Source organism: Oryzisolibacter propanilivorax, from assembly GCF_900103645.1.
Taxonomy (GTDB): Bacteria; Pseudomonadota; Gammaproteobacteria; order Burkholderiales; family Burkholderiaceae_C; genus Melaminivora; species Melaminivora propanilivorax.
Genome location: NZ_FNHP01000001.1, coordinates 418,453 through 444,501, shown reverse-complemented (window position 1 = coordinate 444,501; position 26,049 = coordinate 418,453). Strand labels below are relative to the sequence as shown.

Below are 26,049 nucleotides of genomic sequence, written 5' to 3'. Positions count from 1 at the left end.
ACAAAGGGCCAATAGCTACTTTTTCAATAGCGCTACAGGATCTTCTGCAGGAACTGCGCCTGCCCCATCGCCGGGTCCAGCGCATAGCCGGCGAAACCTGCGCGTGCATAGGCGCGCAGGGCCGGGGCATTACCGGCCAGCACTTCCAGAGTCAGCTTGCAGGCGCCGCGCTCGCGGGCGATGACTTCCACCAGCTCCAGCATCTGCGCGGCCACGCCCCGGCCGCGCCAGCGGGGAAGCACCGCCAGATCGTGCACATTGACCAGCGGCCGGCAGGCGAAGGTGGAGAAACCCTCGAAACAGTTCACCAAGCCGACGGGGCATGGCGGGGCATCCGGAACTTCCTGCATCCAGGCGATGACGCTAAACGCATCGCTTCGGGCATGCAACGCTTGCGGCAGCCCGGCGCGTACGTGCGGGTCCAGAGGTTTGCCGCCACCGGCGGGGTCGCATGCATAGGCGTCCAGCAACTCGACCAGCGCTTGCACATCGCGCGCATCGCCATAGTCCACACGCCGGACGGTCAAAGGGCCGGTCATGACGCAAGGCCCTTCGCGCTGTGCATCTGCTGTCGCCATCAGGCGGCACGCGCCGCATCGGCCAGGCGCCGGGCCCAGCGGTTCGCGGTGTCGGCGTCGCGCGCCTCGACCATCACCCGCAGCAGCGGCTCGGTGCCGCTGGCGCGCACCAGGATGCGGCCGTCCTCGGCCAGTTCCTGCTGCGCGCTGCGCATGGCGTCGGCCAGCACGGCATTGGCCTTCCAGTCCTGCTGCGGTGCCAAGCGCACGTTCAGTAACACCTGCGGGAACAAGACCACTTCCGCAAGCAGGTCCTCCAGGCCGCGGCCGCTGCGCACGCAGGCCTGCAGCACCTGCAGCGCGCTGACCAAGCCGTCGCCGGTGGTGTGCCGGTCCAGCGCCAGCAGGTGGCCCGAGCCCTCACCGCCCAGCAGCCAGCGGCGCTGCGTCAGCTCCTCCAGCACATAGCGGTCGCCCACCTTGGCGCGCACGAACTGCACGCCGCGCTGCGTCAGCGCCTGCTCCACCGCCATGTTGGTCATCAGGGTGCCGACCACGCCGGGCACGGCGTGGCCGTCCGCCAGCCGGTCGGCGGCCAGCAGGTACAGCAGCTCGTCGCCGTTGTACAGGCGGCCGGCGGCGTCCACCATCTGCAGCCGGTCGGCGTCGCCGTCCAGCGCGATGCCGAAATCGGCTTGGTTGGCGCGCACCGCGCGCACCAGTGCCTCGGGGTGCGTGGCACCGACCTCGTGGTTGATGTTCATGCCGTCCGGCGCGCAGCCGATGGCGACCACATCGGCGCCCAGTTCGTGGAAGACCTTGGGGGCGATGTGATACGCCGCGCCATGCGCGGCATCGACCACGATGCGCAGGCCGCGCAGTGTCAGGTCGTGATCGAAGGTGCTCTTGCAGAACTCGATGTAGCGTCCGGCCGCGTCGTCCAGCCGGCGAGCGCGCCCCAGCGAAGCCGAATCGGCCCAGGCAGGCGGCTGCGCCAGCGACTGCTCGACCTCCGCCTCCCAGGCATCGGGCAGCTTGCTGCCCTGGGCGCTGAAGAACTTGATGCCGTTATCGGGATACGGATTGTGGCTGGCGCTGATGACCACGCCCAGGCTGGCGCGCTGGGCGCGCGTCAGGTAGGCCACGCCGGGCGTAGGCAGCGGGCCCAGCAGCACCACGTCGGCGCCGGCAGAGTTCAGGCCGGACTCCAGCGCGCTCTCCAGCATGTAGCCGGAAATGCGCGTGTCCTTGCCGATCAGCACTGTCGGACGCTCCTCGCTCGCGCGCAGCACGCGGCCCACGGCGTGCCCCAGGCGCAGCACGAAGTCGGGGGTGATGGGGGCCGTGCCCACCGTGCCGCGGATGCCGTCGGTGCCGAAATAGGTGCGTGTCATGGGAAGGGTCGTGGAAGAAGGAGGTTGGAGAAATCAATGGGCCGTGGCGACCGGGCGCTGCGCGTCCATGGCCTGCCACACCGCCAGCGCGGCCACGGTTTCGCGCACGTCGTGCACGCGCACGATGCGCGCGCCCTGCTCGACCGCCAAGAGCGCCGCGGCGACGCTGGGCAGCAGGCGCTGTCCCACGTCCAGGCCGCTGACGGCGCCGAGCGAGGACTTGCGCGACCAGCCGGCCAGCAGCGGCCGCCCGGCCGCCAGCAGCTCGCGCTGGCGCGCCAGCAGCGCAAAGTTCTGCTCCACGGTCTTGCCAAAGCCAATGCCCGGGTCCAGCACGATGCGGGCTGAATCGACCCCCAGCCCTTGCAAATCGAGGGCTGATTGCTGCAAAAAATGTAGCACTTGCGGCACCGCATCGGCCTGCATGGGGTGCAACTGCATGGTTGCGGGCTCGCCGTGCATGTGCATCAGGCACACGCCGCAGCTTCCGTGCTGCGCCACCACGTCGGCGGCGCCGCTCTGGCGCAGCGCCCAGATGTCGTTGACGATGTCCGCGCCCAAGTCCAGCGCGGCCTGCATCACCGCACTCTTGTAGGTATCCACCGAAACTGGAACGCCCAGGCGCACCCCCTCGCGCAGCACCGGCAGCACGCGTGCCAATTCCTCCTGCAGCGGCAGCGGCGGACTGCCGGGGCGGGTGGATTCGCCGCCGATGTCCAGGATGTGCGCACCGTCGCGCAGCAGCTGCTCGCAGTGGCGCAGCGCCGCGTGCGGGCCAGCATGCTGGCCGCCATCGGAAAATGAATCCGGCGTGACATTGACGATGCCCATCACCTGCGGCTGCGCGAGGTCGATGGCGAAGCGGCTGGTCTGCCAGAAGGTCGAAGGTGCGGAATGCATCGCTGGGGAGCCCAAAAGGCAAAAAGCCAGACGTGAAAAACGGGGCTTCAAGGCCCCGTTGTTTCAACGCCGCGGCGTCTGGTTCAGGTGTGCGCCCCTTCAGGCGGCGGTGGGTGCCGGATCGGGCTTGACCGCCGGCGAGCCGCCGGAGTCGTCGCCGCCGGAAGGCGGGCGGCGCGGCGTCCAGTCCTTGGGCGGACGCGGCTCGCGCCCGGCCATGATGTCGTCGAGCTGCTCGGCGTCGATGGTTTCCCACTCCAGCATGGCCTTGGCCATGGCGTGCATCTTGTCCTGGTTTTCCTCGATCAGGCGGCGCGCCAAGTGGTACTGGTCGTCGATGATGCGACGCACCTCCAGGTCCACCTTCTGCATGGTTTCCTCGGACAGGTTGGTGGTCTTGGTCACCGAGCGGCCCAGGAACACCTCGCCTTCGTTCTCGGCATAGACCATGGGGCCGAGGGCCTCGCTCATGCCGTAGCGCATGACCATGTCGCGCGCGATGGAAGTAGCACGCTCGAAGTCGTTGGAAGCGCCGGTGGTCATCTGGTTCATGAACACCTCTTCGGCGATCCGGCCGCCGAACAGCATGGCGATCTGGTTCAGCATGTACTCCTTGTCGTAGGAGTAGCGGTCCTTCTCTGGCAAGCTCATGGTCACGCCCAGGGCGCGGCCGCGCGGGATGATGGTGACCTTGTGCACCGGGTCGCACTTGGGCAGCAGCTTGCCGATCAACGCATGGCCGGCCTCGTGGTAGGCGGTGTTGCGGCGCTCCTCCTCGGGCATGACCATGGATTTGCGCTCGGGGCCCATGATGATCTTGTCCTTGGCCTTCTCGAAGTCCTGCATCTCCACCACACGGGCATTGCGGCGCGCGGCCATCAGCGCGGCCTCGTTGCACAGGTTGGCCAGATCGGCGCCGCTCATGCCAGGCGTGCCGCGGGCGATGACCGCCGGGTTTACGTCCTGGCCGGCCGGGATTTTGCGCATGTGCACGTTCAGGATCTGCTCGCGGCCGCGGATGTCGGGCAGCGTGACATAGACCTGGCGGTCAAAGCGGCCGGGGCGCAGCAACGCCTGGTCCAGGATGTCGGGACGGTTGGTCGCGGCGACCACGATCACGCCCAGGTTGGTCTCGAACCCGTCCATCTCGACCAGCATCTGGTTCAGCGTCTGCTCGCGTTCGTCGTTGCCGCCACCCAGGCCGGCGCCGCGCTGGCGGCCCACCGCGTCGATTTCGTCGATGAAGATGATGCAGGGGGCATTCTTCTTGGCGTTCTCGAACATGTCACGCACGCGGGCCGCGCCCACGCCGACGAACATCTCGACGAAGTCCGAGCCCGAAATGCTGAAGAACGGCACCTTGGCTTCGCCGGCGATCGACTTGGCCAGCAGCGTCTTGCCGGTGCCCGGAGGGCCGACCAGCAGCAGGCCGCGCGGGATGCGCCCACCCAGCTTCTGGAACTTGTTCGGGTCCTTCAGAAAGTCCACGACCTCCTTCACCTCTTCCTTGGCCTCGTCGCAGCCGGCCACGTCGGCGAAGGTGACGGTGTTGTTGTTCTCATCGAGCATGCGCGCCTTGGACTTGCCGAAGCTGAACGCCCCGCCTTTGCCGCCGCCCTGCATCTGCCGCATGAAGTACACCCACACGCCGATCAGCAGCAGCATCGGGCCCCAGCTGACCAGCAGCGTCATCAGCAGCGAGCCTTCCTCGCGTGGCTTGACGTCGAACTTGACGTTGTTGTTGATCAGGTCGCCCACCAGGCCGCGGTCCAGATAGGTCGCGGTGGTGCGGATACGCCGGTCATCGTTGGTGGTGGCGACGATCTCGGTGCCGCCGGCTCCCTCCTGGATGGTCGCGTTCTTGATGCGGCCGTTGCGCACTTCCTCCAGGAAGGCGGAGTAGCCGACGGTGCCGGCGCTCATGCCGCTGCGGGTGTCGAACTGTTTGAACACCGTGAACAGCACCATCGCGATGACCAGCCAGACGGCGACCTTGGAAAACCACTGATTGTTCAAGCTGAACTCCAGAGACTGAAAGAGGAACGGGCGACAAGCCCGCTGCGGGCCGCCGTCCTGGCGCAATTGGGGCGGATTTTAGGCGTTTCAACCCAAGCAGCCTGTGCATTAACCCCCCGCACGCCCATGGTCACCATGGTGTTGCCCAGGCATCAGCGCTGCGGCTTCAGGCGCATGCCGACCAGGAAGGTCTCCGAGGAGCGGTCGCGCGAGGCCTTGGGTTTGATGGGTTTGACGACCTGGAAGGTGTCCTTGAACAGCTGCACCAGCTGGCTGTAGCCGCTGCCGTGAAAGACCTTTACTACCAGCGCACCGCCCGGCTTGAGGTGCTCGCGCGAGAAATCCACCGCCAGCTCGATCAGGTGCGCGATGCGCACGGCATCGACCGATTCCACTCCCGAGAGGTTGGGCGCCATGTCCGAGACCACCAGATCCACCGGACGGCCCTGCACTGCCTCCTGTAGCTGCTGCAGCACGGCCTCGTCGCGAAAATCGCCCTGGATGAACGTGACGCCCTCGATGGGCTCCATGGGCAACAGGTCCAGCGAGATGATGGTGCCGTCCAGCTGTCCGGTCGCCGCGCCACCAGGCGCCAGGCGCCGGCGCAGGTACTGGCTCCAAGCGCCGGGCGCGCTGCCCAGATCAACCACCACCTGCCCGGGCCGCACCAGGCCCAGCTGCTCGTCGATCTCCTTGAGCTTGTAGGCAGCGCGCGCGCGAAAGCCTTCCTTGTGGGCCAGCTTCACCCACGGGTCGTTAACGTGGTCGTTCAGCCACGCCTTGTTCACCTTCTTGCTCTTGGTCTGGACTTTCATGCGTTGAAGAATAATACGGGTATGCCCCAAATCGAACTCACCACCGCCGAACGGCGCGAACGCCGTGCCGACGCGCACCACCTGGACCCTGTCGTGCTCGTCGGCTCCGATGGGTTGACGCCGGCAGTGCGCAAGGAAATCGACGCCGCGCTGAACGCGCACGGCCTGATCAAGATCCGCGTCTTCGGGGACGACCGCGCGGCGCGCGAGGCCATGTTCCAGCAGCTGGCCGAAGAGCTGAATGCCGCCGCCGTGCAGCACATTGGCAAGTTGCTGGTGCTGTGGCGCCCGCAGCCGGACAAGGTTCGCGCCGTCGACGAGGACCGCAAGCCCGGCCCGCGCGACGTGAAAGTGCTGAAGTTCGGCCGCCCCGGCCAGCGTCCCGAGGTCAAGCAGCTGCGCGTGCTGGGCAACCAGCGCCTGACGGCCGGTGGCCAGATCAAGCGCGCCAAGCCCAAGCAGAAGTCGGTGAAGAAGCGCCAGGGCGACTGATGCCGCCCGCCGCGCCGCACGAGCGCCACATCCTGTGCATGAAGTGGGGCCGCAAGTACGGCCCCGAGTACGTCAACCGCCTGTACGCCATGGTGCGCCGGCATCTGCGCGGCGATTTCCAGTTCGTCTGCCTGACCGACGATGCCAGCGGCATCCGCACCGAGGTGCGCTGCCTGCCGATTCCGCCGCTGGACCTGCCTGCCGGCATTCCCGAGCGCGGCTGGAACAAGCTGGCCACCTTCAGCGCCGACCTGCATGGCCTGCGCGGCACGGCGCTGTTCCTGGACGTGGACGTGGTGGTGGTGGGGCCGCTGGAGGACTTCTTCACCCAACCGGGCGAGTTCCTGATCATCCACGACTACAAGCGGCCGTGGCGCATCACGGGCAACTCGTCCGTGTACCGGTTCGAACTGGGCGCGCATGCCGACGTTCTGGAGTACTTCCGCGGGCATTTCCAGGAGATCCGCGGCCGCTTCCGCAACGAGCAGGCCTACCTCTCGGACTTCCTGCACCGGCAGGGCCAGCTGACGTACTGGCCCGAGGGCTGGTGCCCGAGTTTCAAGTACCACAGCATCCCGCGCTGGCCGACCAACTACTGGAAGGCGCCAGTCGTGCCGCCCGGCGCACGCATCGTCGTCTTCCACGGGGAATGCAACCCGCCGGACGCCCTGGCCGGGCGTCGCAACCGGCGCTGGCGGCATATCCAGCCGGCGGCGTGGGTCGCCGAGCACTGGCACGAATAGCCCGCCCACCGCGCTGCGGCGGCGTCAACATCAGCGCCGCTGCGCCTTCAACAATGCGCCTAGCGCGCACAGCCACTGCAGCGCATACATCACGGTGCCCACGCCGTGCCACAGCCGCAGATCCTGCCGCGCCACGATGCGCGGCGCCACGCCGAACTGGATCAACAGCGCCAGCAGCATTCCGCCCACTATGAATACCATAGCTGTAGGCCCTTGTTCCATATGGACCTCGCCGGGTTTTGGCATGAAAAGCAGCAGCAGCACCAGCGCGCAGCCCACCGACAGCCACATCTGCGCCTGGAACAGCTTCGCGGCCATGCCGCCGGCCATGGCGGGGTTGGGCAGGTGGACAAACAGCAGCGGCACCGCCATGAAGCCAATCGCCGTCAGGCCGCCCCACCACAGGGCTGCGGCCAGCAGTGGCAGCAGCGTGCGCAGGCGCTCCGGCATCACTGGTAGCTGACCGCGACGATCTCGTAGCGGCGCACGCCGCCGGGGGCCTGCACCTCGGCGGTGTCGCCCTCCTCCTTGCCGATCAGCGCACGCGCGATCGGGCTACCGACGTTGATCAGGCCCAGCTTCAGGTCGGCCTCGTCCTCGCCGACGATCTGGTATTTCACGGCGTCGCCCGTCTCCTCGTCCTCCAGCTCCACCGTGGCGCCGAAGACCACGCGCCCGCCAGCGTCCAGCGCCGCCGGGTCGATGATCTGCGCCGCAGCCAGCTTGCCCTCGACCTCGGCGATGCGGCCTTCGATGAAGCCCTGGCGGTCCTTGGCGGCCTCGTACTCGGCGTTCTCGCTCAGGTCGCCCTGGGCGCGGGCCTCGGCGATGGCGTTGATCACCGCCGGGCGCTCGACGGTCTTGAGGCGGTGCAGCTCGTTCTTCAGCTGCTCGGCACCGCGCTTGGTGATGGGAATGGTGGCCATGGGTCGGTCTCCGTGGAAGGCAAAAATGAGTTCGGTGGTGCGACAAAAAGCAAACCGCCGCACGTTGCCGCGCGGCGGTTCGTCATCGAAAAATCAAAGGCGATTATGCCGCCTTTGTACCGCTACCCCTCAGGCGCCAGCCAGCTGCGCATGCATTTCCTGGATCGAGATCACGCCCAGCTGGTCCATGAACTTCATGCCCTCGACGGCTGCTTCCGCGCCGAAGATGGTGGTGAAGGTGGTGACGCGCGCGGCCAGCGAGCTGGTGCGGATGGCGCGTGAATCAGCAATGGCGTTGCGGCGCTCTTCCACCGTGTTGATGACCATGGCGATGTCGCCGGTCTTGATCATGTCCACGATGTGCGGGCGCCCTTCGGTGACCTTGTTGACCACCTGCACTGGGATGCCAGCGTCGCTGATGGCGGCGGCCGTGCCGCGCGTGGCCAGCAGTTCGAAGCCCATGGCGGTCAGGTCGCGCGCAATCGCCACAGCACGCGGCTTGTCGGCGTTCTTCACGGTGAGGAACACCTTGCCCGAGGTCGGCAGTTTGGTGCCGGCGCCGAGCTGGCTTTTCACGAACGCCTCGCCGAAGGTCTTGCCCACGCCCATGACCTCGCCGGTCGACTTCATCTCGGGGCCGAGGATGGTGTCCACGCCCGGGAACTTGACGAACGGGAACACGGCTTCCTTGACGCTGAAGTACGGCGGCGTCACTTCCCGGGTCACGCCCTGCTGCGCCAGCGTCTGGCCAGCCATGCAGCGCGCCGCCACCTTGGCCAGCTGGATGCCGGTGGCCTTGGAGACGAAAGGCACGGTGCGGCTGGCGCGCGGGTTCACCTCCAGCACGTAGATCACGTCGCGCTTGTCCTGGCCCTCGCCCACTTCCTGAATCGCGAACTGCACGTTCATCAGGCCGACCACGTTCAGGCCCTCGGCCATGGCCGCGGTCTGGCGCTTGAGCTCGGCCACGGTCTCGGGCGACAGGTAGTACGGCGGCAGCGAGCACGCCGAGTCGCCCGAGTGCACGCCGGCCTGCTCGATGTGCTCCATCACGCCGCCGATGAAGACCTGGCCCGAAGCGTCGCGCACGCAGTCCACGTCGCACTCGATGGCGTCCGACAGGAAGCGGTCGAGCAGCACGGGCGAGTCGTTGGAGACCTTGACGGCCTCGCGCATGTAGCGCTCCAGATCGCGCTGCTCGTGCACGATCTCCATGGCGCGGCCGCCCAGCACGTAGCTGGGGCGCACCACCAGCGGGTAGCCCAGGGCCGCGGCCTTCTCCAGCGCCTCGGCCTCGGTGCGTGCGGTGGCGTTGGGCGGCTGGCGCAGGTCCAGGTCGTGCAGCAGCTTCTGGAAGCGCTCGCGGTCCTCGGCGGCGTCGATCATGTCGGGCGAGGTGCCGATGATCGGCACGCCTTCACGCTCCAGGCCCAGCGCGAGTTTGAGCGGCGTCTGGCCGCCGTACTGCACGATCACGCCCTCGGGCTTTTCCAGCGCGACGATCTCCAGCACGTCTTCCAGGGTGAGCGGCTCGAAGTACAAGCGGTCGGAGGTGTCGTAGTCGGTCGAGACGGTCTCCGGATTGCAGTTGACCATGATGGTCTCGTAGCCGTCCTCGCGCATGGCCAAAGCCGCGTGCACGCAGCAGTAGTCAAACTCGATACCCTGGCCGATGCGGTTCGGCCCGCCGCCCAGCACCATGATCTTTTTCTTGTTCGTGGGCTGCGCCTCGCACTCTTCCTCATAAGTGGAGTACATGTAGGCGGTGTTGGTCGGGAACTCGGCCGCGCAGGTGTCCACGCGCTTGTAAACCGGGCGCACGCCCGCGGCATGGCGCGCATCGCGTACGGCCTTTTCGGTGGTCTTGAGCAGCTTGGCCAGGCGGCGGTCGGAGAAGCCCTTGCGCTTGAGCTCGCGCAGCGTGGCCTTGTCCAGGCTGGCGAGAGCCCTGTCGCCCTGGTCGGCCGCCAGCTGGTCCAGCTCCAGCTCGATCTTCACGATCTGCTCGATCTGCACCAGGAACCACTTGTCGATCTTCGTGAGATCGTGCACCTCATCCACCGACAGGCCCATGGCGAAAGCGTCGCCCACGTACCAGATGCGCTCGGGGCCGGGCTCGCCCAGCTCCTTTTCCAGCAGCTCGCGATCCTGGGTCTTCTCGTTCATGCCGTCCACGCCCACTTCCAGGCCGCGCAGCGCCTTCTGGAACGATTCCTGGAAGGTGCGGCCCATGGCCATGACCTCACCCACGCTCTTCATCTGCGTGGTCATGCGCGAGTCGGCGGCAGGGAACTTCTCGAAGGCGAAGCGCGGGATCTTGGTGACCACGTAGTCGATGGTGGGTTCGAAACTGGCCGGCGTGGCGCCGCCGGTGATCTCGTTCTTCAGCTCGTCCAGGGTGTAGCCGATGGCCAGCTTGGCGGCAATTTTTGCGATCGGGAACCCGGTGGCCTTGGACGCGAGCGCCGATGAGCGCGACACGCGCGGGTTCATCTCGATGACGATCATGCGCCCGTCTTTGGGGTTGACCGCAAACTGCACGTTCGAGCCACCAGTGTCCACGCCGATCTCGCGCAGCACCGCGAGACTCGCGTTGCGCATGATCTGGTATTCCTTGTCGGTGAGCGTCTGCGCCGGCGCCACGGTGATCGAGTCGCCGGTGTGCACGCCCATCGGGTCCAGGTTCTCGATGGAGCACACGATGATGCAGTTGTCCGCCTTGTCGCGGATGACCTCCATCTCGAACTCCTTCCAGCCCAGCAGCGACTCCTCGATCAGCAGCTCGCTGGTGGGCGAGGCCTCCAGGCCGCGCTTGGCGATGGTCTCGAACTCTTCCGGGTTGTAGGCGATGCCACCGCCCGTGCCGCCCAGCGTGAAGCTGGGGCGGATGACGGTCGGAAAGCCGACGCGCTTTTGCACTGCCCAGGCCTCATCCATGGTGTGTGCGATGCCCGAGCGCGCCGATTCCAGGCCGATGCGCGTCATCGCGTCCTTGAACTTCAGGCGATCTTCGGCCTTGTCGATGGCCTCGGGCTTAGCGCCGATCAGCTCGACGCGGTACTTGTTCAGCACGCCGTGCTTCCACAAGTCCAGCGCGCAGTTCAGCGCGGTCTGGCCGCCCATGGTCGGCAGAATGGCGTCGGGGCGCTCCTTGGCGATGATCTTCTCGACCGTCTGCCAGGTGATAGGCTCAATGTAGATGGCGTCGGCCGTGGCCGGGTCGGTCATGATCGTCGCCGGGTTGCTGTTGATCAGGATGACGCGAAAGCCCTCCTCGCGCAGCGCCTTGCAGGCCTGCACGCCGGAGTAGTCGAATTCGCACGCCTGGCCGATGACGATGGGGCCGGCGCCGATGATGAGGATGCTCTTGAGGTCTGTGCGTTTTGGCATGGTGTCAGGGTTCGGTCGGACGGCAGGCGTTCAGGCGGCGGCCTTGGCGGATTGCATCAGGTCGGTGAAGCGGTCGAACAGATGCGCCACGTCCTGCGGGCCCGACGAAGCTTCAGGGTGGCCCTGGAAGCAGAACGCCGGCTTGTCGCAGTGCGTGAAGCCCTGCAGCGTGCCGTCAAAGAGGCTGACGTGCGTGGCGCGCAGATTCTTCGGCAGGGTCTGCATGTCCACCGCGAAGCCGTGGTTCTGGCTGGTGATGGCCACCGAGCCGCTGTCCAGGTCCTTGACCGGGTGGTTGCCGCCGTGGTGGCTGTTGGTCATCTTGAATGTCGTGGCGCCGGCGGCCAGCGCCATGATCTGGTGGCCCAGGCAAATGCCGAATGTGGGCACGCCGCTGTCCACGATCTCGCGCACGGCGGCAATGGCGTAGTCGCACGCCGCCGGGTCGCCGGGGCCGTTGGACAGGAACACGCCGTCCGGGTTCATCGCCAGCACCTCGGCGGCAGGCGTCTGCGCCGGCACCACGGTCAGCTTGCAGCCGCGCTCGGCCAGCATGCGCAGGATGCTGTACTTGACGCCGAAGTCATAGGCCACGACGTGGAACGGTGCCTCGCCTTGCGTGCCGTAGCCGCGGCCCAGCTGCCATTCGGTCTGCGTCCATGCGTAGGGCTTGGAGGTGCTGACGACCTTCGCCAGATCCATGCCCTGCATGTTGGGCGCGGCCTGGGCGGCGGCGACGGCCTGGGCAATGCGCTCATCGGTCACGGCCTCGCCGGCAGCCAAGCCGACGATGGCGCCGTTTTGCGCGCCCTTGTCACGCAGCAGGCGCGTCAGGCGGCGCGTGTCGATGTCGGCAATGGCCACGGTGCCGTTGCGCCCCAGGTAGCCGGACAAGGTTTCGGTGCAGCGGAAGTTGCTCGCCACCAGAGGCAGGTCACGGATGATCAGGCCGGCGGCCTGCACCTTGTCGGACTCGATGTCCTCAGGGTTGATGCCGTAGTTGCCGATGTGCGGATACGTCAGCGTGACGATCTGCTGGCAGTAGCTGGGGTCGGTCAGGATTTCCTGGTAGCCGGTCATCGAGGTGTTGAACACCACCTCGCCGACGGTGGTGCCGGCAGCACCGAAGGATTGGCCGATGAAGACTGTGCCGTCCGCCAGAGCCAGGATGGCGGGCGGGAAGGCTCCCTTGAGTGACAAGAGCACGGGGTTCTCCGAAAAATTGCGGGTCGCCCGGCAGCCTGCGGGACGGTACGTCCTGCAGGCGGATGCTTTGGATGGGATTGCTTTTCGTGCGGCCGGGCGACTGTTGGGCGGGAAAGCCGTTTATTGTAGCGCGCGGCTTTAACGCCTGCGCGCCGAGCGCACGCCCGGAACGCCGGCCACAATGGCCAACACCTTGCTCAGTCGGCCGGCATCGGAGACCTCCACGGTGAACGTCATCCAGGCCGTGCCGCGCACCGACTGCGTCTGCACGCCGATGACGTTGGTCTTCTCGCGCGCGAACACGTCGGAGATGTCGCGCAACAGGCCCTGGCGGTCGGTGGCTTCCACCGCCACGTCAACCGGATATACGGCCGCCCGCGCGGCGCCTACAGGCGCGCCGCTGCCCCACTGCACCTCGATCACGCGTTCGGCGTTGCGCGCCGCCATCTCGCGGAAGTTGCGGCAGTCGCTGCGGTGCACGCTGACACCCTTGCCGCGCGTGACGAAGCCCGAGATAGCATCGGGCGGCGCTGGCCGGCAGCACTTGGCCAGCTGCGTCATGAGTGAATCGATGCCCACCACCAGCACCCCGCCCTTGCCCGAGCCCGGGCTGGCCGAGGGCTTCTTCAGCAGCAGCTCGGGCGCCTCGGCCGGGGGGTCGGCAGGCGGGCGCAGCAGCTGCTCGATGCTGCGCAGCGAGAACTCGTCCTTGCCGACCACCTCGAACAATGCATCGGCCGTCTTGAAACCCAGCTGCACCGCCAAGTCGTCGAGCTTGAAGGCGGTCTTGCCCTCGCGCTGCAACAGCTTTTCCACCAGCTCGCGCCCGCGTGCCACGGTGGCATGCGTGGCCTGGGCGTTGAACCAGGCGCGTACTTTGGCGCGGGCGCGGTTGCTGGTCAGGTAGCCCAGCTCGGGGTTGAGCCAGTCGCGCGAGGGCCGGCCCTCCTTGACGGTGCTGATCTCCACCGTCTGGCCGTTGTGCAGGGGCGTGTTCAGCGGAACCATGGCGCCGTCGACCCGCGCACCGCGGCAGCGATGGCCCAGGTTGGTGTGCACGGCGTAGGCGAAGTCCAGCGGCGTGGCGCCCTGGGGCAGCTCGACCACGGCGGCATCCGGCGTCAGCACGTAGATGCGGTCTTCGAACAACCCCTTGCCGGCCTCACCCGACAGATCGCGCTCCCAGGCCAGCAGCTGGCGCAGCACGGCGATCTTCGCGTCGTACTCGCTGCTGGCGCTGACGCCGGCGTAGCCCTTGGTGCCGGCCTCCTTATAGGCCCAGTGTGCCGCGACGCCGTTCTCGGCGTGCTCGTGCATGGCCTGGGTGCGGATCTGGATCTCGATGGCCTTGCCGGAGTCGTCGCGCACCACCGTATGCAGCGACTGGTAGCCATTGGCCTTGGGCCGGGCGATGTAGTCGTCGAACTCGGCCTCGATCGGGGTGAACTGGCTGTGCACCCAGCTCAGGGCGGCGTAGCAGTCCTTGACGCTGGGCACGATGACGCGCAGCGCGCGGATGTCGAACACTTGGTCGAAGTTCAGCGACTTGCCACGCATCTTCTTGACGATGCTGTAGATGTGCTTGGGGCGCCCGGACACCGTGGCGCTGATGCTGCGCGCGCGCAGTTCGGCCCCCAGCCGCTCGCGCAGCAGCTGCATGTTGTGCTCGCGCTCGGTGCGCTTTTCGTCCAGCAGCCGGGCGATCTGCTTGTAGGTGTCCGGCTCCAGGAAGCGGAACGCCAGATCCTCCAGCTCCCACTTCATCTGCCAAATACCCAGCCGATTGGCCAGCGGCGCGAACACCTGCAAGGCCTCGCGCGCCATCGCCGGCGACACCGGCCGTTTGCTGGCGGCATAGAAGCGCAGCGTCTGCAGGCGCGAGGCCAGGCGCAGCATCACCACGCGCAGGTCGCGCGAGAACGCCAGCAGCATCTTGCGCACGTTCTCGGTCTGCGTGGCGGCGTCATCCACCTGCTGGCTGCTGGCGCGCGTGTCGCGCGCCTGCTGCTGCACGCGCATCAGCTTGGTGGTCTCGAGCGCCAGCTCGGCCAGATTGTCGCCGAAGGCCTTGGCGATGACCTCTTGCGGGCGATTCAGGTGGATGCAGGTGTAGACCAGGTAAGCTGCCGCCTGCATGGTTTCCGACCCGCCCAGGTCGCGCAGGATGGCGCGCACGCCGTGGGCATGCGTCAGAGTGTTCTCGCCGGTCTCCAGCGTCTCGGCGGCCAGCAGCGGCTCGGCGAAAGCCAACGCGCGGGCCAGGGAGCCGACATGCTCCGGCTGGACCTGCGCGGTGGCGGCGATAAGCTGCGGCAGCGCCCGCGCGCCCGCGGCCGGCTGGAGCTCGTCGGTGCCGATCTTCATGGCGCGCTGCCTTCCTCCAACAGGAAACGCCGCACCACCTGCACCTGCGCATCGTCCACCAGCGTCGGCGCATGGCCCACACCCTCGAACTGCACGCATTGCGCGTGAGGGCCGCGCCCGGCCATCGCCCGCGCGGTGGCCGGCGCCAGCAGGTCGGACTGCGCGCCGCGCAGCAGCAGCACCCGGGCCTGGATGCGGTCGTACAGCTGCCACAGCAGCTCCTCGCCGGCCGCCGCATCCTGCTGTCGCAGCTGGTTGAAGGGCACGGCGATGGCCGGGTCGTAGTGCAGTATGAAGCCGCCCTGCGGCGCGGGCCGCAGCATGGGCCGCGACAGCGCCACCCACTGCTCGCGCGTGTGCGGACCGAAGCTGCTGGAAATGGCCCACAGCGCATCGGCGGCCGCCTCGGCGGTGGCGAAATGCGCCGGTACGCCCAGGTACTGGCCGATGCGCTCCAGCGCCTGCCATTCCAGGGCCGGGCCCACGTCGTTGAGCACCATGCGCCGCACCGGCGCTGGCAGCGGCAGGCCCGGCTGCCCGGCCAGGGCAATGCCGATCAGCCCGCCCATGCTGGTGCCGACCCAGTCCAGCGTGCGGATCGGCACGCGGGCATGCAGCGCATCCAGCAGCGCCAGCATGTCCGCCGCATACACCGGCACCTGGTAGCCGGCCGGGTCGGCCAGCCAGTCACTGTGGCCGCGCCCGACGACGTCCGGGCAGACCACGCGCACCTGCGGCGCCAAGGCCCGAGCCAGCACATCGAAATCGCGCCCCTGGCGCGACAGGCCATGCACGCAGACCACCACGTGCGAAGCGTCGCGGCATTGCGGCGCGCTCCATTCCCACCAGGCCATGCGATGGCCCTCGGGCACCGTGGCCCCCGGCGCTGCCGCAGCAGCCGGACCGGGGCAGGTTACGTAGTTCAGCGTAGGTTCAATCATGGGAACGATGGGGCCAGCACGCATTCGATAATGCCTGCGCTGCATCGTAATTCATTCGGAGAGACTCACATGCTTCACGGCAAGACCGCCCTCGTCACCGGCTCCACCAGCGGCATCGGCCTCGGCATCGCCAAGGCTCTGGCCCGCCAGGGCGCCCACATCGTGCTCAACGGCTTCGGCGACGCGGATGGCCCGCGCGCCGAGGTGCTGGCCGCAGGCGAGCAGCATGGCGTGCGCGTTGCCTACCACGGCGCCGACATGGGCCGCCCGGCCGAGATCGAGGACCTGCTGCGCTACGCCGCCGAGCAATTCGGCCGCGTGGACATCCTGGTGAACAACGCCGGCATCCAGCACGTGGCCAGCGTGCAGGACTTTCCGGTGGAAAAGTGGGACGCCATCATCGCCATCAACCTGACCAGCGCCTTCCACACCACGCGCCTGGCGCTGCCGGGCATGCTGGCCGCCGGCTGGGGGCGCATCATCAACGTGGCCTCGGTGCACGGCCTGGTGGCCTCGGCGCAGAAATCCGCCTACGTCGCGGCCAAGCACGGCATCGTCGGCCTGACCAAGGTGACGGCGCTGGAGACCGCCACCACCGGCGTGACCTGCAACGCCATCTGCCCCGGTTGGGTACTGACGCCGCTGGTGCAAAAGCAGGTCGACGCCAAGGCCGCCGAGCACGGCCTGGACAACGAGGGCGCCAAACGCCTGCTGCTGGGCGAGAAGGAACCGTCCATGCAGTTCACCACGCCCGAGGAACTGGGCGAGCTGGCGGTGTTCTTCTGTTCGCCCGCCGGCAACAACGTGCGCGGCGTGGCATGGAACATGGATGGCGGCTGGGCGGCCCAGTAACGCTATTCATTCGATAGCTGGAAGCCGTTGAAATACGTGGGCTTCCAGCCTTTTTGGTTTGAAAAACCGCGTCAGCGCAGCTGCACCGAGCCAGAGATGGTCACCATGACCTGGGACTTGCCGGCCTCCACCGGCACCGGCGCGTCCATCTCGTACGCCGCCCCCTTGGCCTGCATGGCCATGACCCGCGGGCGCGGGCCGGGTGAGCTTTCGTTGCTGTTCACGCTGACCTCGCGCAGGCTGTAGCCGGAGAAGCCGAAGCCGCGCGCCAGCGCCTCGGCGCGGGCCTTGAAGGCGGCGATCGCCTCGGCCTCGGCCTGGCCCTCGACGCGCTGCCGCGCCTGGCGCGACAGGTCGAACGCCACGCGGCTGATCGCCAGCGTGCGGATGCGCCCTGCCGTGCCGGTGATGCGGCCGAAGTCGCGCCCGGACAGCACCAGCTCGGCACGGCCCTGCCAGCCGGTGATGGCGCCTTCCTTGTCGTAGCGCGGGTGCAGGCCGAAGTCGCCGGTGCGCACCTCCATCTGCTCGGGCGCCGCATCGGCGCGCGCCTGCTGCAGCGCTGCGTCCAGCGCCTGGCGCAGCTCCTTTTGCACACTGGCGGCGTCGCTGCCCTCGCGCGTCGTGGCCAGCGTCAGCACCAGCAGGTCCTGCTGCACCTCGACGCTGCCGCTGGCCGACAGCTGCAGCACGTCGCGCGGCGGCTCGACGCTGATGGCTTGCGCCACCGCCAGGCCACTGGCCGCGGCCAGCGCGGCGCCGACCAGCAGGCGGCGCGATGAAAGGAAAGCGAAGCGCGAAAGCATGGGCATGGTGCTCCTTGGGTTCGATTACACAGTGCACGGCAGCACAGGCTGCCCGCTGACAGCGACGCTAACCGCTTCCATGGCAGGGCTTGCGTAACTGGCAGGCTGCTGCGGTGCGAGGTGCCGCAAAACCTGTAACAGTTGGTCAGGGTGTCAGCGCAATCCTGCGAATCCGCCGGCAAAGCTGGTCAGAATCGCCGCTGTTACAAATTGGACCCGAGGAAAAATCGATATGGCTTCGACAACCAACCGCACCGACAAGATCCTGGTGGTGGACGACGACGCACGCATCCGCGACCTGCTGCGCCGCTACCTCACCCAGGAAGGCTTCGAGGTCATGGTGGCCGAAGACGGCAAGGCGCTCAACCGCATCCTGCTGCGCGAGACGGTGGACCTGATCGTGCTGGACCTGATGATGCCCGGCGAGGATGGCCTGTCGATCTGCCGCCGCCTGCGCGCCGCCAATGACCGCACGCCCATCATCATGCTCACCGCCAAAGGCGAGGACGTGGACCGTATCGTCGGCCTGGAGGTCGGCGCCGACGACTATCTGGGCAAGCCCTTCAACCCGCGCGAGCTGCTGGCGCGCATCCACGCCGTGCTGCGCCGCCGCCCGCCGGTGGAGGCGCCCGGCGCACCCTCGGGCGAGAACGAGGTCGTCACCTTCGGCCCCTTCACCTTCGACCTGGGCACGCGCGCGCTGCAGAAGAACGGCGAGGAGCTGCCGCTGACCACCGGCGAATTCGCCATGCTGAAAGCCCTGGTGCGCCACCCGCGCCAGCCGTTGTCGCGCGAAAAATTGGCCCTGCTGGCACGCGGGCGCGAGTTCGAGCCCTTCGACCGCAGCCTGGACGTGCAGGTCTCGCGCCTGCGCAAGCTGGTGGAGATCGACGCGGCGCAGCCGCGCTACATCCAGACCGTCTGGGGCGTGGGCTATGTCTTCGTTCCGGACGGGGCCAACTGACGCCGCGCCCCGTGCCTACCTCTGACGCCACCAGCCCGGCGCCGCTGGAGGCAGCGCCGCAGCGCCAGCCCCAGCGCAACCGCGTCGGGCTGAACCTGTTCTGGCGCACCTTCTTCCTGCTGTCGCTGCTGCTGGTGGGCAGCATCCTGGCTTGGCTGCAGACGCTGCGCGCGCTCGAGTTCGAGCCACGCACGCTGCAGTCGGCGCAGCAGATCGCCTCGCTGGTCAACCTGAGCCGCGCGGCGCTGATCCACGCCGATGCCATCGCGCGCGTGTCGCTGCTGAAAACCATGGCCGACCAGGAGGGCGTGCGCATCCTGCCGCGCGAGCCGGCCGACCGCTTCGAGCTGCTGGCGCCGTCGGCCCTGGGCGCGCGCCTGACCGACGAGCTGACGCAGCGCCTGGGGCCCGGCACCATCGTCGCCAGCCAGGTCAACGGCGAGCCGGGGCTGTGGATCGGCTTCACCATCAACGGCGACGCCAACTGGCTGCTGATGGACCGCTCGCGCCTAGCCACAGCCAGCGGCAAGACCTGGCTGATCTGGCTGGTCACCGCCGGCGCGCTGTCGCTGGCCGGCGCCGCCGCCATCGCGCGGCTGATCAACCGGCCGCTCAAGCAGCTGTCGTACGCCGCCAACCGGGTGCGCGACGGCGACTTCGGCGCCAGCCAGCTCGACGAGGGCGTGGTCACCAACGAGATCCGCGAGGTCAACATCGGCTTCAACCGCATGGCGCAAAAGCTCGCCAAGCTGGAGCAGGACCGTGCGGTGATGCTCGCCGGCATCTCGCACGACCTGCGCACGCCGCTGGCGCGTCTGCGCCTGGAGACCGAGATGAGTGTCGAGGACGATGTCGCGCGCCAGCACATGGTGGCCGACATCGTGCAGCTGGATGCGACCATCGACAAGTTCCTGGACTACGCGCGCCCGGACGTGGTCACGCTGTCGCCGGTGAACCTGCATGCCGTGGTGTCGTCCTGCGTCTACGCGGTGCAGGACCACCGCGAGCTGCAGGTCAGCATGCAGGTGCCGGAGGACCTGAACGTGCTGGCCGACGAGGTCGAGCTGGCGCGCGTCATCTCCAACTTGATGGAGAACGCGCGCCGCTACGGCAAGGACCGCGAGACCGGCATCACCACCATGGACATCAGCGCCAAGGCGCGCGAGAAATGGGTGCTGCTCAAACTGCGCGACCACGGCCCCGGTGCCCCGCCCGAGCAGCTGGCCAGCCTGACCAAGCCGTTCTTCCGGGGCGACGCGGCGCGCACCGCCGCCGCCGGTGCCGGCCTGGGCCTGTCCATCGTCGACAAGACGGTGCAGCGCATGGGCGGCATCTTCGCGCTGGCCAACTCGTCCAGCGGCGGTCTGGTGGCGCACGTGCAGCTGCAGCGCGCCGATGTGGCCGATGGCGAGGACCCCAAGCAGCGCCTGCAGCGCCCGCAGGTCAAGCGCCACCTGCCGCCGCGCGCGCAGCGCCAGGCGTAACCGGCCCGCGGCCGGTGCGTGCCACCCCGGCATGTTGCGGGATGGCATGCGCTGGCTGCGGCGAGGTCCCTACACTGGCACGGCAACACCGTGGAGAGCCGCCATGACCATGCCCGCCTTTGATTCGGCCAGCGTGGGCCTGCGCGTGCCGCTGTCGGCGCTGTATGAGGACGTGCGGCTGGCGCCGCCCACGGTGCCGGCGCCCGGCAGGCCGCTCACCCCCGAGCAGATTCAGGGCAAATAGCCCTCAAGCCCATACGACACATGGGCTTTCAGCTATCTTTTTGGCAGTGAACGAGCGCCACAGGGCCTAGCCGGCGCCGCGCACCAGCAGCGCCACCGCGCGCGCCTCGATCGCCGCGCCCTGCCCCACCGGCCCCAGGCGCTCGGCGGTCTTGGCCTTGACATTGACTTGGGTCCGCTCCAGGCCCAGCGCCTGCGCCAGTCGCTCCTGCATGGCGGTGATGTGCGGCGCCAGGCGCGGCACCTGCGCCACCACGGTGCTGTCGATATTGCCGATGCGCCAGCCGGCCGCCGCCACGCGCGAACCGGCCTCGGCCAGCAGCGCCAGCGAATCGGCACCGCGAAAGCGCGCATCGGTATCGGGAAAGTGCCGGCCGATGTCGCCCAGCCCGGCACCGCCCAGCAGCGCGTCGGTGACGGCGTGCGCCAGCACGTCGGCATCCGAATGGCCCAGCAGCCCCGCGTGGTGCGGGATCGTGACACCGCCGATGACCAGGGCGCGCCCCGGCACCAGCGCGTGGATGTCCCAGCCTTCGCCCATCCTGAAATCCATGCCTGTCCTTTTCAAATTTAATAGCTGCAGGCCCTTGATCCGTATGGGCCAGAGCGGTTTTTTGCTTGAATTCCTGCCCGGACAGTCCGCTCAAGACCCCGGGCGGGAGAAGAACACCGCCGTATCCGCGCCCCGCGCCGCCTCGCCGGCCGCGCCGCCAAAGCGCGCCACCGTGGCGCCGTGCAGGCGCTGCGCCAGCACCGCCTCGGCCAGGGCAAAGTCCTCCGGGTACGTGACCTTGAAATTCTGCGCGCCACCTTCCACCAAGCGCGGGCGCAGTCCGGTGGCCTCGATGGCGCTGGCCTCGTCGGTGGCCGCAGCACCCACCTGCTGCAGCGCCTGGCGCAACGCGCCCAGGCGGAACATCTGCGGCGTTTGCGCCAGCCACTTGTCGCTGCGGTCCACGGTGGCCAGCACGCGCACGCCGCCGGGGCCATCGCTGGCGGTTTTCAGCGTGTCGGCCAGCTTGTGCGCCAGCAGGCCGCCGACGCTGTCGGACAGGCAGGTGTCGATCAGCTGATTGATCAGCGCGGTGGTGACCAGGCAACGCGCGGCGTCGTGCACCAGCACCCAGTCGTCCGGCTGCGCGCCGCGCTCGGCCAGGGCCTGCAGCCCGCCCAGCACGCTGTCCGCGCGCGTTGCGCCGCCGCAGGGCACTGCGAAATATGCCGGGTGCGGGTGCCGGTCGAAGAAGGTGTCGCTCGGCGCCACCGCCACCAGCGTGCCCGCCAGCCGCGCCACGCCGGCGAACGCCGCTAGGGTGTGCAGCACCAGTGGCTGTCCGGCCACCGGCCGGTACTGCTTCGGGCCCGCGGCCGCACCCGGCGCCAGCGCGCGTGTGCCGCTGCCGGCGCACGGCACCAGGCCCCACAGCCGCACGCCCGGCGGCCCGGGCCGGGCGATGGGCTGACCCGCCAGGGCGCCGAAAGCGGACGTGTGTGTCATGGGGCGGCATTCTAGAATCGCCCGTTCGCCGCCCCGATGCGCGCTCCACTGGTCGGGGCGCCGCCTGCCCGCCGCGCGGCGCCGCTGCATGGACCTGCCCAAACTCTCCCCCACCAAACGCTTCACCCTGCCGCGCCCGCCCGGCAGCGCCGACGCCCTGCTGCTGGCCCGCCTGGGCCAGCGCGAGCGCGCCGCCGGCCACCTGACGGCCATCGTCTGCGCCGACAGCGCCGACGCGCAGCGCCTGATCGACGAGCTGGCCTTCTTCGCCCCGGACTTGCGCTGCGCGCTGTTCCCCGACTGGGAAACGCTGCCCTACGACAGCTTCTCGCCGCACCAGGACCTGATCAGCGAGCGCCTGGCCACGCTGTGGCGCATCTCGCAGGGCGAGGTGGACGTGGTGCTGGTGCCGGCCACCACGGCGCTGTACCGCCTGGCGCCGCAGTCCTTCCTGGCGGCCTACACCTTTCTTTTCAAGACCGGCCAGAAGCTGGACGAGGCCCGGCTGCGCGCGCAGCTGACCGTCGCCGGCTACCAGCACGTCTCGCAGGTCGTCAGCCACGGCGAATACGCCGTGCGCGGCGGGCTGATCGACCTGTTCCCCATGGGCTCGCCCGTGCCGTACCGGGTGGACCTGTTCGACGACGAGGTCGATTCCATCCGCACGTTCGACCCCGACAACCAGCGCAGTCTGTATCCGGTGCAGGAGGTGCGCCTGCTGCCCGGGCGCGAGTTCCCGATGGACGACGACGCGCGCGCGCGCTTTCGCCAGCGCTGGCGCGAGCTGCTGGAGGGCGACCCCACCAAGAGCCGCATCTACAAGGACATGGGCCAGGGCCTGGCCACGGCCGGCATCGAGTACTACCTGCCGCTGTTCTTCCAGGAGACGGCCACCGTCTTCGACTATCTGGGCGCCAGCGCCACGCTGGTGCTGCACGGCGACCTGGAGGGCGCCTTCCAGCGCTTCTGGCAGGACACGCGCGAGCGCTACCGCCTGATCCAGGGCGACCCGGAGCACCCGGCGCTGCCGCCCGAGGCGCTGTTCCTGACCGCCGAGCAGTTCTACGTCTGCGCCAAGCCGCACGCCCAGCTGGCGCTGCGCCCGGGCGTGCAGGACGTCCCGGACAGCGCCGGCTTTCAGCCCCTGCCCGAGATGGCCGTGGTGCGCGGCGCAGACGACCCGCTGGCCCGGCTGCACGCCTATATCGCCGCCAGCGACCGGCGCACGCTGCTGCTGGCCGAAAGCCGCGGCCGGCGCGAGAGCCTGCTGGACTTCCTGCGCGCCTCGGGCCTGAACCCACCGGCGTTCGACACGCTGGCCGAGTTCCAGGACATGCCCGAGGAGCCGGTGGGCATCGCCACCGGGGCGCTGGCGCAGGGCTTTGCCTGGATCGATGGCGGCATCGACTTCGTCACCGATACCGAGCTGTTCGCCACCACCGGCACCACGCGCCGGCGCCGCAAGCAGGAGCAGGCCAGCGACCTGGAAGCCCTCATCAAGGACCTGTCGGAGCTGAAAGTCGGCGACCCGGTGGTGCACACTCAGCACGGCATCGGCCGCTACCGCGGGCTGGTGAACATGGACGTGGGGCAGAAGATGCCCGACGGCACGCCGGCGTTGCAGGAATTCCTGCACCTGGAATACGCCGACCAGGCGGTGCTGTACGTGCCGGTGAGCCAGCTGCAGCAGATCGGCCGCTACACGGGCGTGTCGGCCGACGAGGCGCCGCTGCACAAGCTGGGCGGCAGCCAGTGGGAGCGCGCCCGGCGCAAGGCCGCCGAGCAGGTGCGCGACACGGCCGCCGAGCTCTTGAACATCTATGCCCGGCGCGCCGCGCGCCAGGGGCACGTCTTCCGCTTCCCGGCGCAGGACTACGAAGAGTTCGCCAACGACTTCGGCTTCGAGGAAACCGCCGACCAGAAGGCCGCCATCCATGCCGTGGTGCAGGACATGATCAGCCCGCAGCCCATGGACCGGCTGGTCTGCGGCGACGTGGGCTTCGGCAAGACCGAGGTCGCGCTGCGCGCCTGTTTCGTCGCCGTGGCCGGCGGCAAGCAGGTGGCGTTCCTCGCGCCGACCACGCTGCTGGCCGAGCAGCACTACCGCACGCTGGTCGATCGCTTTTCCAAGTGGCCGGTGAAGGTCGCCGAGGTCTCGCGCTTTCGCTCGGGCAAGGAGATCACGGCCGCCGTGAAAGGTATCGCCGACGGCACGGTGGACATCGTCGTCGGCACGCACAAGCTGCTGTCGGAGTCGACCAAGTTCAAGAACCTGGGCCTGCTCATCATCGACGAGGAGCACCGCTTCGGCGTGCGCCACAAGGAGGCGATGAAGGCGCTGCGCGCCGAAGTGGACGTGCTGACCCTCACCGCCACGCCGATTCCGCGCACCATGGGCATGGCGCTGGAGGGCCTGCGCGACCTGTCGGTCATCGCCACCGCGCCGCAGCGGCGCCTGTCGATCAAGACCTTCGTGCGCAGTGAAAGCAACGGCGTGATCCGCGAGGCGGTGCTGCGCGAATTGAAGCGCGGCGGCCAGGTCTACTTCCTGCACAACGAGGTCGAGACCATCGAGAACCGGCGCCAGGCGCTGCAGCAGATCCTGCCCGAGGCGCGCATCGCCATCGCCCACGGCCAGATGCCCGAGCGCGAGCTGGAGCGCGTGATGCGCGACTTCGTGGCGCAGCGCTTCAACGTGCTGCTGTGCTCGACCATCATCGAGACCGGCATCGACGTGCCGAGCGCCAACACCATTGTGATTTCGCGCGCCGACAAATTCGGCCTGGCGCAGCTGCACCAGCTGCGCGGGCGTGTCGGGCGCAGCCACCACCAAGCCTATGCCTACCTGCTGGTGCCCGACCTGGAGAGCCTGACCAAGCAGGCCGCGCAGCGCCTGGAGGCGATCCAGCAGATGGAGGAGCTGGGCAGCGGGTTCTATCTGGCCATGCACGACCTGGAGATCCGCGGCGCCGGCGAGGTGCTGGGCGAGAACCAGAGCGGCAACATGCTGGAAGTCGGTTTCCAGCTCTACAACGACATGCTGTCCGAGGCCGTGAAGGCTCTGAAGGCCGGCAAGGAACCCGACCTGCTGGCGCCCATGCAGGCCGCGACCGACATCAACCTGCACGCGCCCGCCCTGCTGCCCGAGGACTACTGCGGCGACGTGCACCTGCGCCTGTCGTTCTACAAGAAGCTGGCCACCGCCAAGACGTCCGAGCAGATCGACGCGCTGCTGGAAGAACTCGTGGACCGCTTCGGCAAGCTGCCGCCGCAGGCGCAGGCGCTGATCGACGTGCACCGCCTGCGCGTCCTGAGCCAGGCCTACGGCGTGGTCAAGGTGGACGCGGCGCCGGGCGTCATCACCATCACCTTCAAGCCCCAGCCGCCGGTGGACCCAATGGCCATCATCCACCTGATCCAGAAGAACAAGCACATCAAGCTGGCGGGCAACGAGAAGCTGCGCATCGAGCGCGAACTGCCCGACCCGGCAGCGCGCGCGCAGATGGTGCGCGACGTGCTGCGCAGCCTGGGCCGGCCGCTGGTCGAGGCTGTTCCGGCCTGACGGGAAACGACCATGCCCGCCCCCGCCCCCTCCTTCCTCCCTCTCCCTCTGGGAGAGGGCCGGGGTGAGAGCCTGCCCCGCTGCATCGCCTTCTTCAAAATTCAGTCCAAATCACTCTCCAGCCCTTTATTCACAAGGACATGCAGCTACAAAAGTAATAGCTACATGCACCGGCGCACTCTTTTCCTGGCGGCGCCGCATGCTGCTTGAAGCGACCCTGGCCGTGCTGGCCCTCCTCCTCGCGCTGGCCGCGCGCCCCTGGCGCATGCTGGCCAGCCAGCGCCCGCTGGCGCACCAGGCGCACGGCGCCCCGGCCGCGCTGTGGACGCCGCTGCTGGCCACGCTGGCCATCCTGCCCTGGGCCTGGGCGCTGCCCACGCTGCACCACATGCCGTTGCAGCTGCAGTGGTCCGGCGCCTGTCTGGTGCTGTTGATGCTGGGCTGGCCGCTGGCCGTGCCCACGCTGCTGGCCGTCGGCGCGCTGGCCTGCCTGTTTTCCCCGTCCCTGGGCTGGCCCGAGGCACTGGGCCTGGCGGTCTGGTCCGGCATCGCGCCGGCCACGCTGGCGCTGCTGCTGGGCGCGCTGGTGCGCCGGCTCATGGGCGACCACCGCCTGGGTGGCGCGCGTGTCTTTGTCTACGTGCTCGGGCGCGGCTTCATCGGCACGGCGCTGTGCATGTTCGCCGCCGGCAGCCTGGCGCAATGGACCGGCCACGTACTGCCCGGCGTGGGCGATGGCCTGTCGCTGGTCGCGCGCTGGCTCATGGCCTGGGGCGACGCCTTCGTCACCGGCATGCTGAGCGCGGTGTTCGTCGCCTTCAAGCCGCAGTGGCTGGCGACCTGGTCGGACGATCTGTACCTGCCCCGGCCCCGGCCGTGAACGACAATCCCCGGCCGTGCACGTGCCGGCCGGCAGGGCCGGCTGTCTTTTCCTT

The 26,049-nt window shown here is 68.5% G+C and carries 22 protein-coding genes; 8 read left to right on the top strand and 14 right to left on the bottom strand.

Annotation, left to right across the window (positions count from 1 at the left end):
• Positions 1–32 precede the first annotated feature (32 nt).
• The 5 genes from BLQ61_RS01985 to BLQ61_RS01965 form a co-directional block, all read right to left on the bottom strand.
• Complete coding sequence (locus tag BLQ61_RS01985) at positions 33–539, bottom strand: GNAT family N-acetyltransferase (RefSeq protein ID WP_091566064.1); 507 nt, start codon at positions 537–539, stop codon at positions 33–35.
• A 38-nt stretch (positions 540–577) separates the two neighbouring features.
• A complete protein-coding gene (gene glmM, locus BLQ61_RS01980; RefSeq protein WP_091566061.1) occupies positions 578–1,912 on the bottom strand; it encodes a phosphoglucosamine mutase in 1,335 nt (444 codons plus the stop codon).
• Between the two features lie 33 nt (positions 1,913–1,945).
• Positions 1,946–2,812, bottom strand: a complete 867-nt coding sequence (gene folP, locus BLQ61_RS01975) for a dihydropteroate synthase (protein ID WP_091566057.1) — start codon at positions 2,810–2,812, stop codon at positions 1,946–1,948.
• 99 nt (positions 2,813–2,911) lie between these two features.
• The gene (ftsH, locus tag BLQ61_RS01970) at positions 2,912–4,828 is read right to left on the bottom strand and encodes an ATP-dependent zinc metalloprotease FtsH (protein ID WP_091566054.1); all 1,917 of its coding nucleotides are present in this window, start codon (positions 4,826–4,828) and stop codon (positions 2,912–2,914) included.
• Between the two features lie 152 nt (positions 4,829–4,980).
• Complete coding sequence (locus BLQ61_RS01965; RefSeq protein WP_091566051.1) at positions 4,981–5,643, bottom strand: RlmE family RNA methyltransferase; 663 nt, start codon at positions 5,641–5,643, stop codon at positions 4,981–4,983.
• Positions 5,644–5,664: 21 nt separating this feature from the next.
• Here BLQ61_RS01965 and BLQ61_RS01960 point away from each other — a divergent pair, with 21 nt between their 5' ends.
• Together BLQ61_RS01960 and BLQ61_RS01955 are read left to right on the top strand one after the other, a co-directional pair.
• Entirely contained in the window at positions 5,665–6,135 is a 471-nt protein-coding gene (locus BLQ61_RS01960) for a YhbY family RNA-binding protein (RefSeq protein ID WP_091566048.1), read from the top strand.
• The gene (locus BLQ61_RS01955) at positions 6,135–6,878 is read left to right on the top strand and encodes a glycosyltransferase (RefSeq protein ID WP_091566045.1); all 744 of its coding nucleotides are present in this window, start codon (positions 6,135–6,137) and stop codon (positions 6,876–6,878) included. The genes BLQ61_RS01960 and BLQ61_RS01955 overlap by 1 nt, the downstream gene beginning before the upstream one ends.
• Before the next feature lie 30 nt (positions 6,879–6,908).
• Here BLQ61_RS01955 and BLQ61_RS01950 read toward each other — a convergent pair whose 3' ends face one another.
• The 6 genes from BLQ61_RS01950 to BLQ61_RS01925 all read right to left on the bottom strand — a co-directional run bounded on the left by BLQ61_RS01950 (position 6,909) and on the right by BLQ61_RS01925 (position 15,705).
• Positions 6,909–7,328, bottom strand: a complete 420-nt coding sequence (locus BLQ61_RS01950) for a DUF4149 domain-containing protein (RefSeq protein WP_175488184.1) — start codon at positions 7,326–7,328, stop codon at positions 6,909–6,911.
• Positions 7,328–7,804: a transcription elongation factor GreA gene (gene greA / locus BLQ61_RS01945; protein WP_091566043.1), complete on the bottom strand. Its 477-nt coding sequence runs from the start codon at positions 7,802–7,804 to the stop codon at positions 7,328–7,330. Before greA ends, BLQ61_RS01950 begins: the two co-directional genes overlap by 1 nt.
• Before the next feature lie 129 nt (positions 7,805–7,933).
• Positions 7,934–11,194 carry a carbamoyl-phosphate synthase large subunit gene (carB, locus tag BLQ61_RS01940; RefSeq protein WP_091566040.1) on the bottom strand — a complete coding sequence of 1,087 codons (3,261 nt, stop codon included), beginning with the start codon at positions 11,192–11,194 and terminating at the stop codon, positions 7,934–7,936.
• A gap of 30 nt (positions 11,195–11,224) precedes the next feature.
• Positions 11,225–12,400: a glutamine-hydrolyzing carbamoyl-phosphate synthase small subunit gene (gene carA / locus BLQ61_RS01935; protein ID WP_091566037.1), complete on the bottom strand. Its 1,176-nt coding sequence runs from the start codon at positions 12,398–12,400 to the stop codon at positions 11,225–11,227.
• Between the two features lie 138 nt (positions 12,401–12,538).
• The gene (locus BLQ61_RS01930) at positions 12,539–14,764 is read right to left on the bottom strand and encodes a RelA/SpoT family protein (RefSeq protein WP_091566033.1); all 2,226 of its coding nucleotides are present in this window, start codon (positions 14,762–14,764) and stop codon (positions 12,539–12,541) included.
• Positions 14,761–15,705 (bottom strand): alpha/beta fold hydrolase, encoded by a 945-nt coding sequence (locus tag BLQ61_RS01925; protein ID WP_091566028.1) that lies wholly within the window; start codon positions 15,703–15,705, stop codon positions 14,761–14,763. Before BLQ61_RS01925 ends, BLQ61_RS01930 begins: the two co-directional genes overlap by 4 nt.
• 69 nt (positions 15,706–15,774) lie before the next feature.
• Here BLQ61_RS01925 and BLQ61_RS01920 point away from each other — a divergent pair, with 69 nt between their 5' ends.
• Positions 15,775–16,557 carry a 3-hydroxybutyrate dehydrogenase gene (locus BLQ61_RS01920; protein WP_091566024.1) on the top strand — a complete coding sequence of 261 codons (783 nt, stop codon included), beginning with the start codon at positions 15,775–15,777 and terminating at the stop codon, positions 16,555–16,557.
• Between the two features lie 71 nt (positions 16,558–16,628).
• Here BLQ61_RS01920 and BLQ61_RS01915 read toward each other — a convergent pair whose 3' ends face one another.
• On the bottom strand, positions 16,629–17,369 hold the full coding sequence (locus tag BLQ61_RS01915; protein ID WP_425415594.1) for an SIMPL domain-containing protein: 741 nt from the start codon (positions 17,367–17,369) through the stop codon (positions 16,629–16,631).
• A 226-nt stretch (positions 17,370–17,595) separates the two neighbouring features.
• Here BLQ61_RS01915 and ompR point away from each other — a divergent pair, with 226 nt between their 5' ends.
• From ompR to BLQ61_RS17285, 3 genes are all read left to right on the top strand, one after another.
• Entirely contained in the window at positions 17,596–18,327 is a 732-nt protein-coding gene (ompR, locus tag BLQ61_RS01910; RefSeq protein WP_091566015.1) for an osmolarity response regulator transcription factor OmpR, read from the top strand.
• Positions 18,328–18,338: 11 nt separating this feature from the next.
• Entirely contained in the window at positions 18,339–19,811 is a 1,473-nt protein-coding gene (locus BLQ61_RS01905; protein WP_425415593.1) for a sensor histidine kinase, read from the top strand.
• 103 nt (positions 19,812–19,914) lie between these two features.
• A complete protein-coding gene (locus tag BLQ61_RS17285) occupies positions 19,915–20,055 on the top strand; it encodes a hypothetical protein (protein WP_175488183.1) in 141 nt (46 codons plus the stop codon).
• A 66-nt stretch (positions 20,056–20,121) separates the two neighbouring features.
• Here BLQ61_RS17285 and ispF read toward each other — a convergent pair whose 3' ends face one another.
• Positions 20,122–20,607 (bottom strand): 2-C-methyl-D-erythritol 2,4-cyclodiphosphate synthase, encoded by a 486-nt coding sequence (gene ispF, locus BLQ61_RS01900; RefSeq protein WP_091566004.1) that lies wholly within the window; start codon positions 20,605–20,607, stop codon positions 20,122–20,124.
• A gap of 90 nt (positions 20,608–20,697) precedes the next feature.
• Positions 20,698–21,552 carry a 2-C-methyl-D-erythritol 4-phosphate cytidylyltransferase gene (gene ispD, locus BLQ61_RS01895; protein WP_091566000.1) on the bottom strand — a complete coding sequence of 285 codons (855 nt, stop codon included), beginning with the start codon at positions 21,550–21,552 and terminating at the stop codon, positions 20,698–20,700.
• An 88-nt stretch (positions 21,553–21,640) separates the two neighbouring features.
• Between ispD and mfd the strand changes: the two genes are divergently transcribed.
• Both mfd and BLQ61_RS01885 read left to right on the top strand, forming a co-directional pair.
• On the top strand, positions 21,641–25,114 hold the full coding sequence (mfd, locus tag BLQ61_RS01890) for a transcription-repair coupling factor (RefSeq protein WP_091565995.1): 3,474 nt from the start codon (positions 21,641–21,643) through the stop codon (positions 25,112–25,114).
• A 199-nt stretch (positions 25,115–25,313) separates the two neighbouring features.
• Complete coding sequence (locus BLQ61_RS01885; protein WP_091565989.1) at positions 25,314–25,994, top strand: hypothetical protein; 681 nt, start codon at positions 25,314–25,316, stop codon at positions 25,992–25,994.
• The last annotated feature ends 55 nt before the right edge of the window (positions 25,995–26,049 follow it).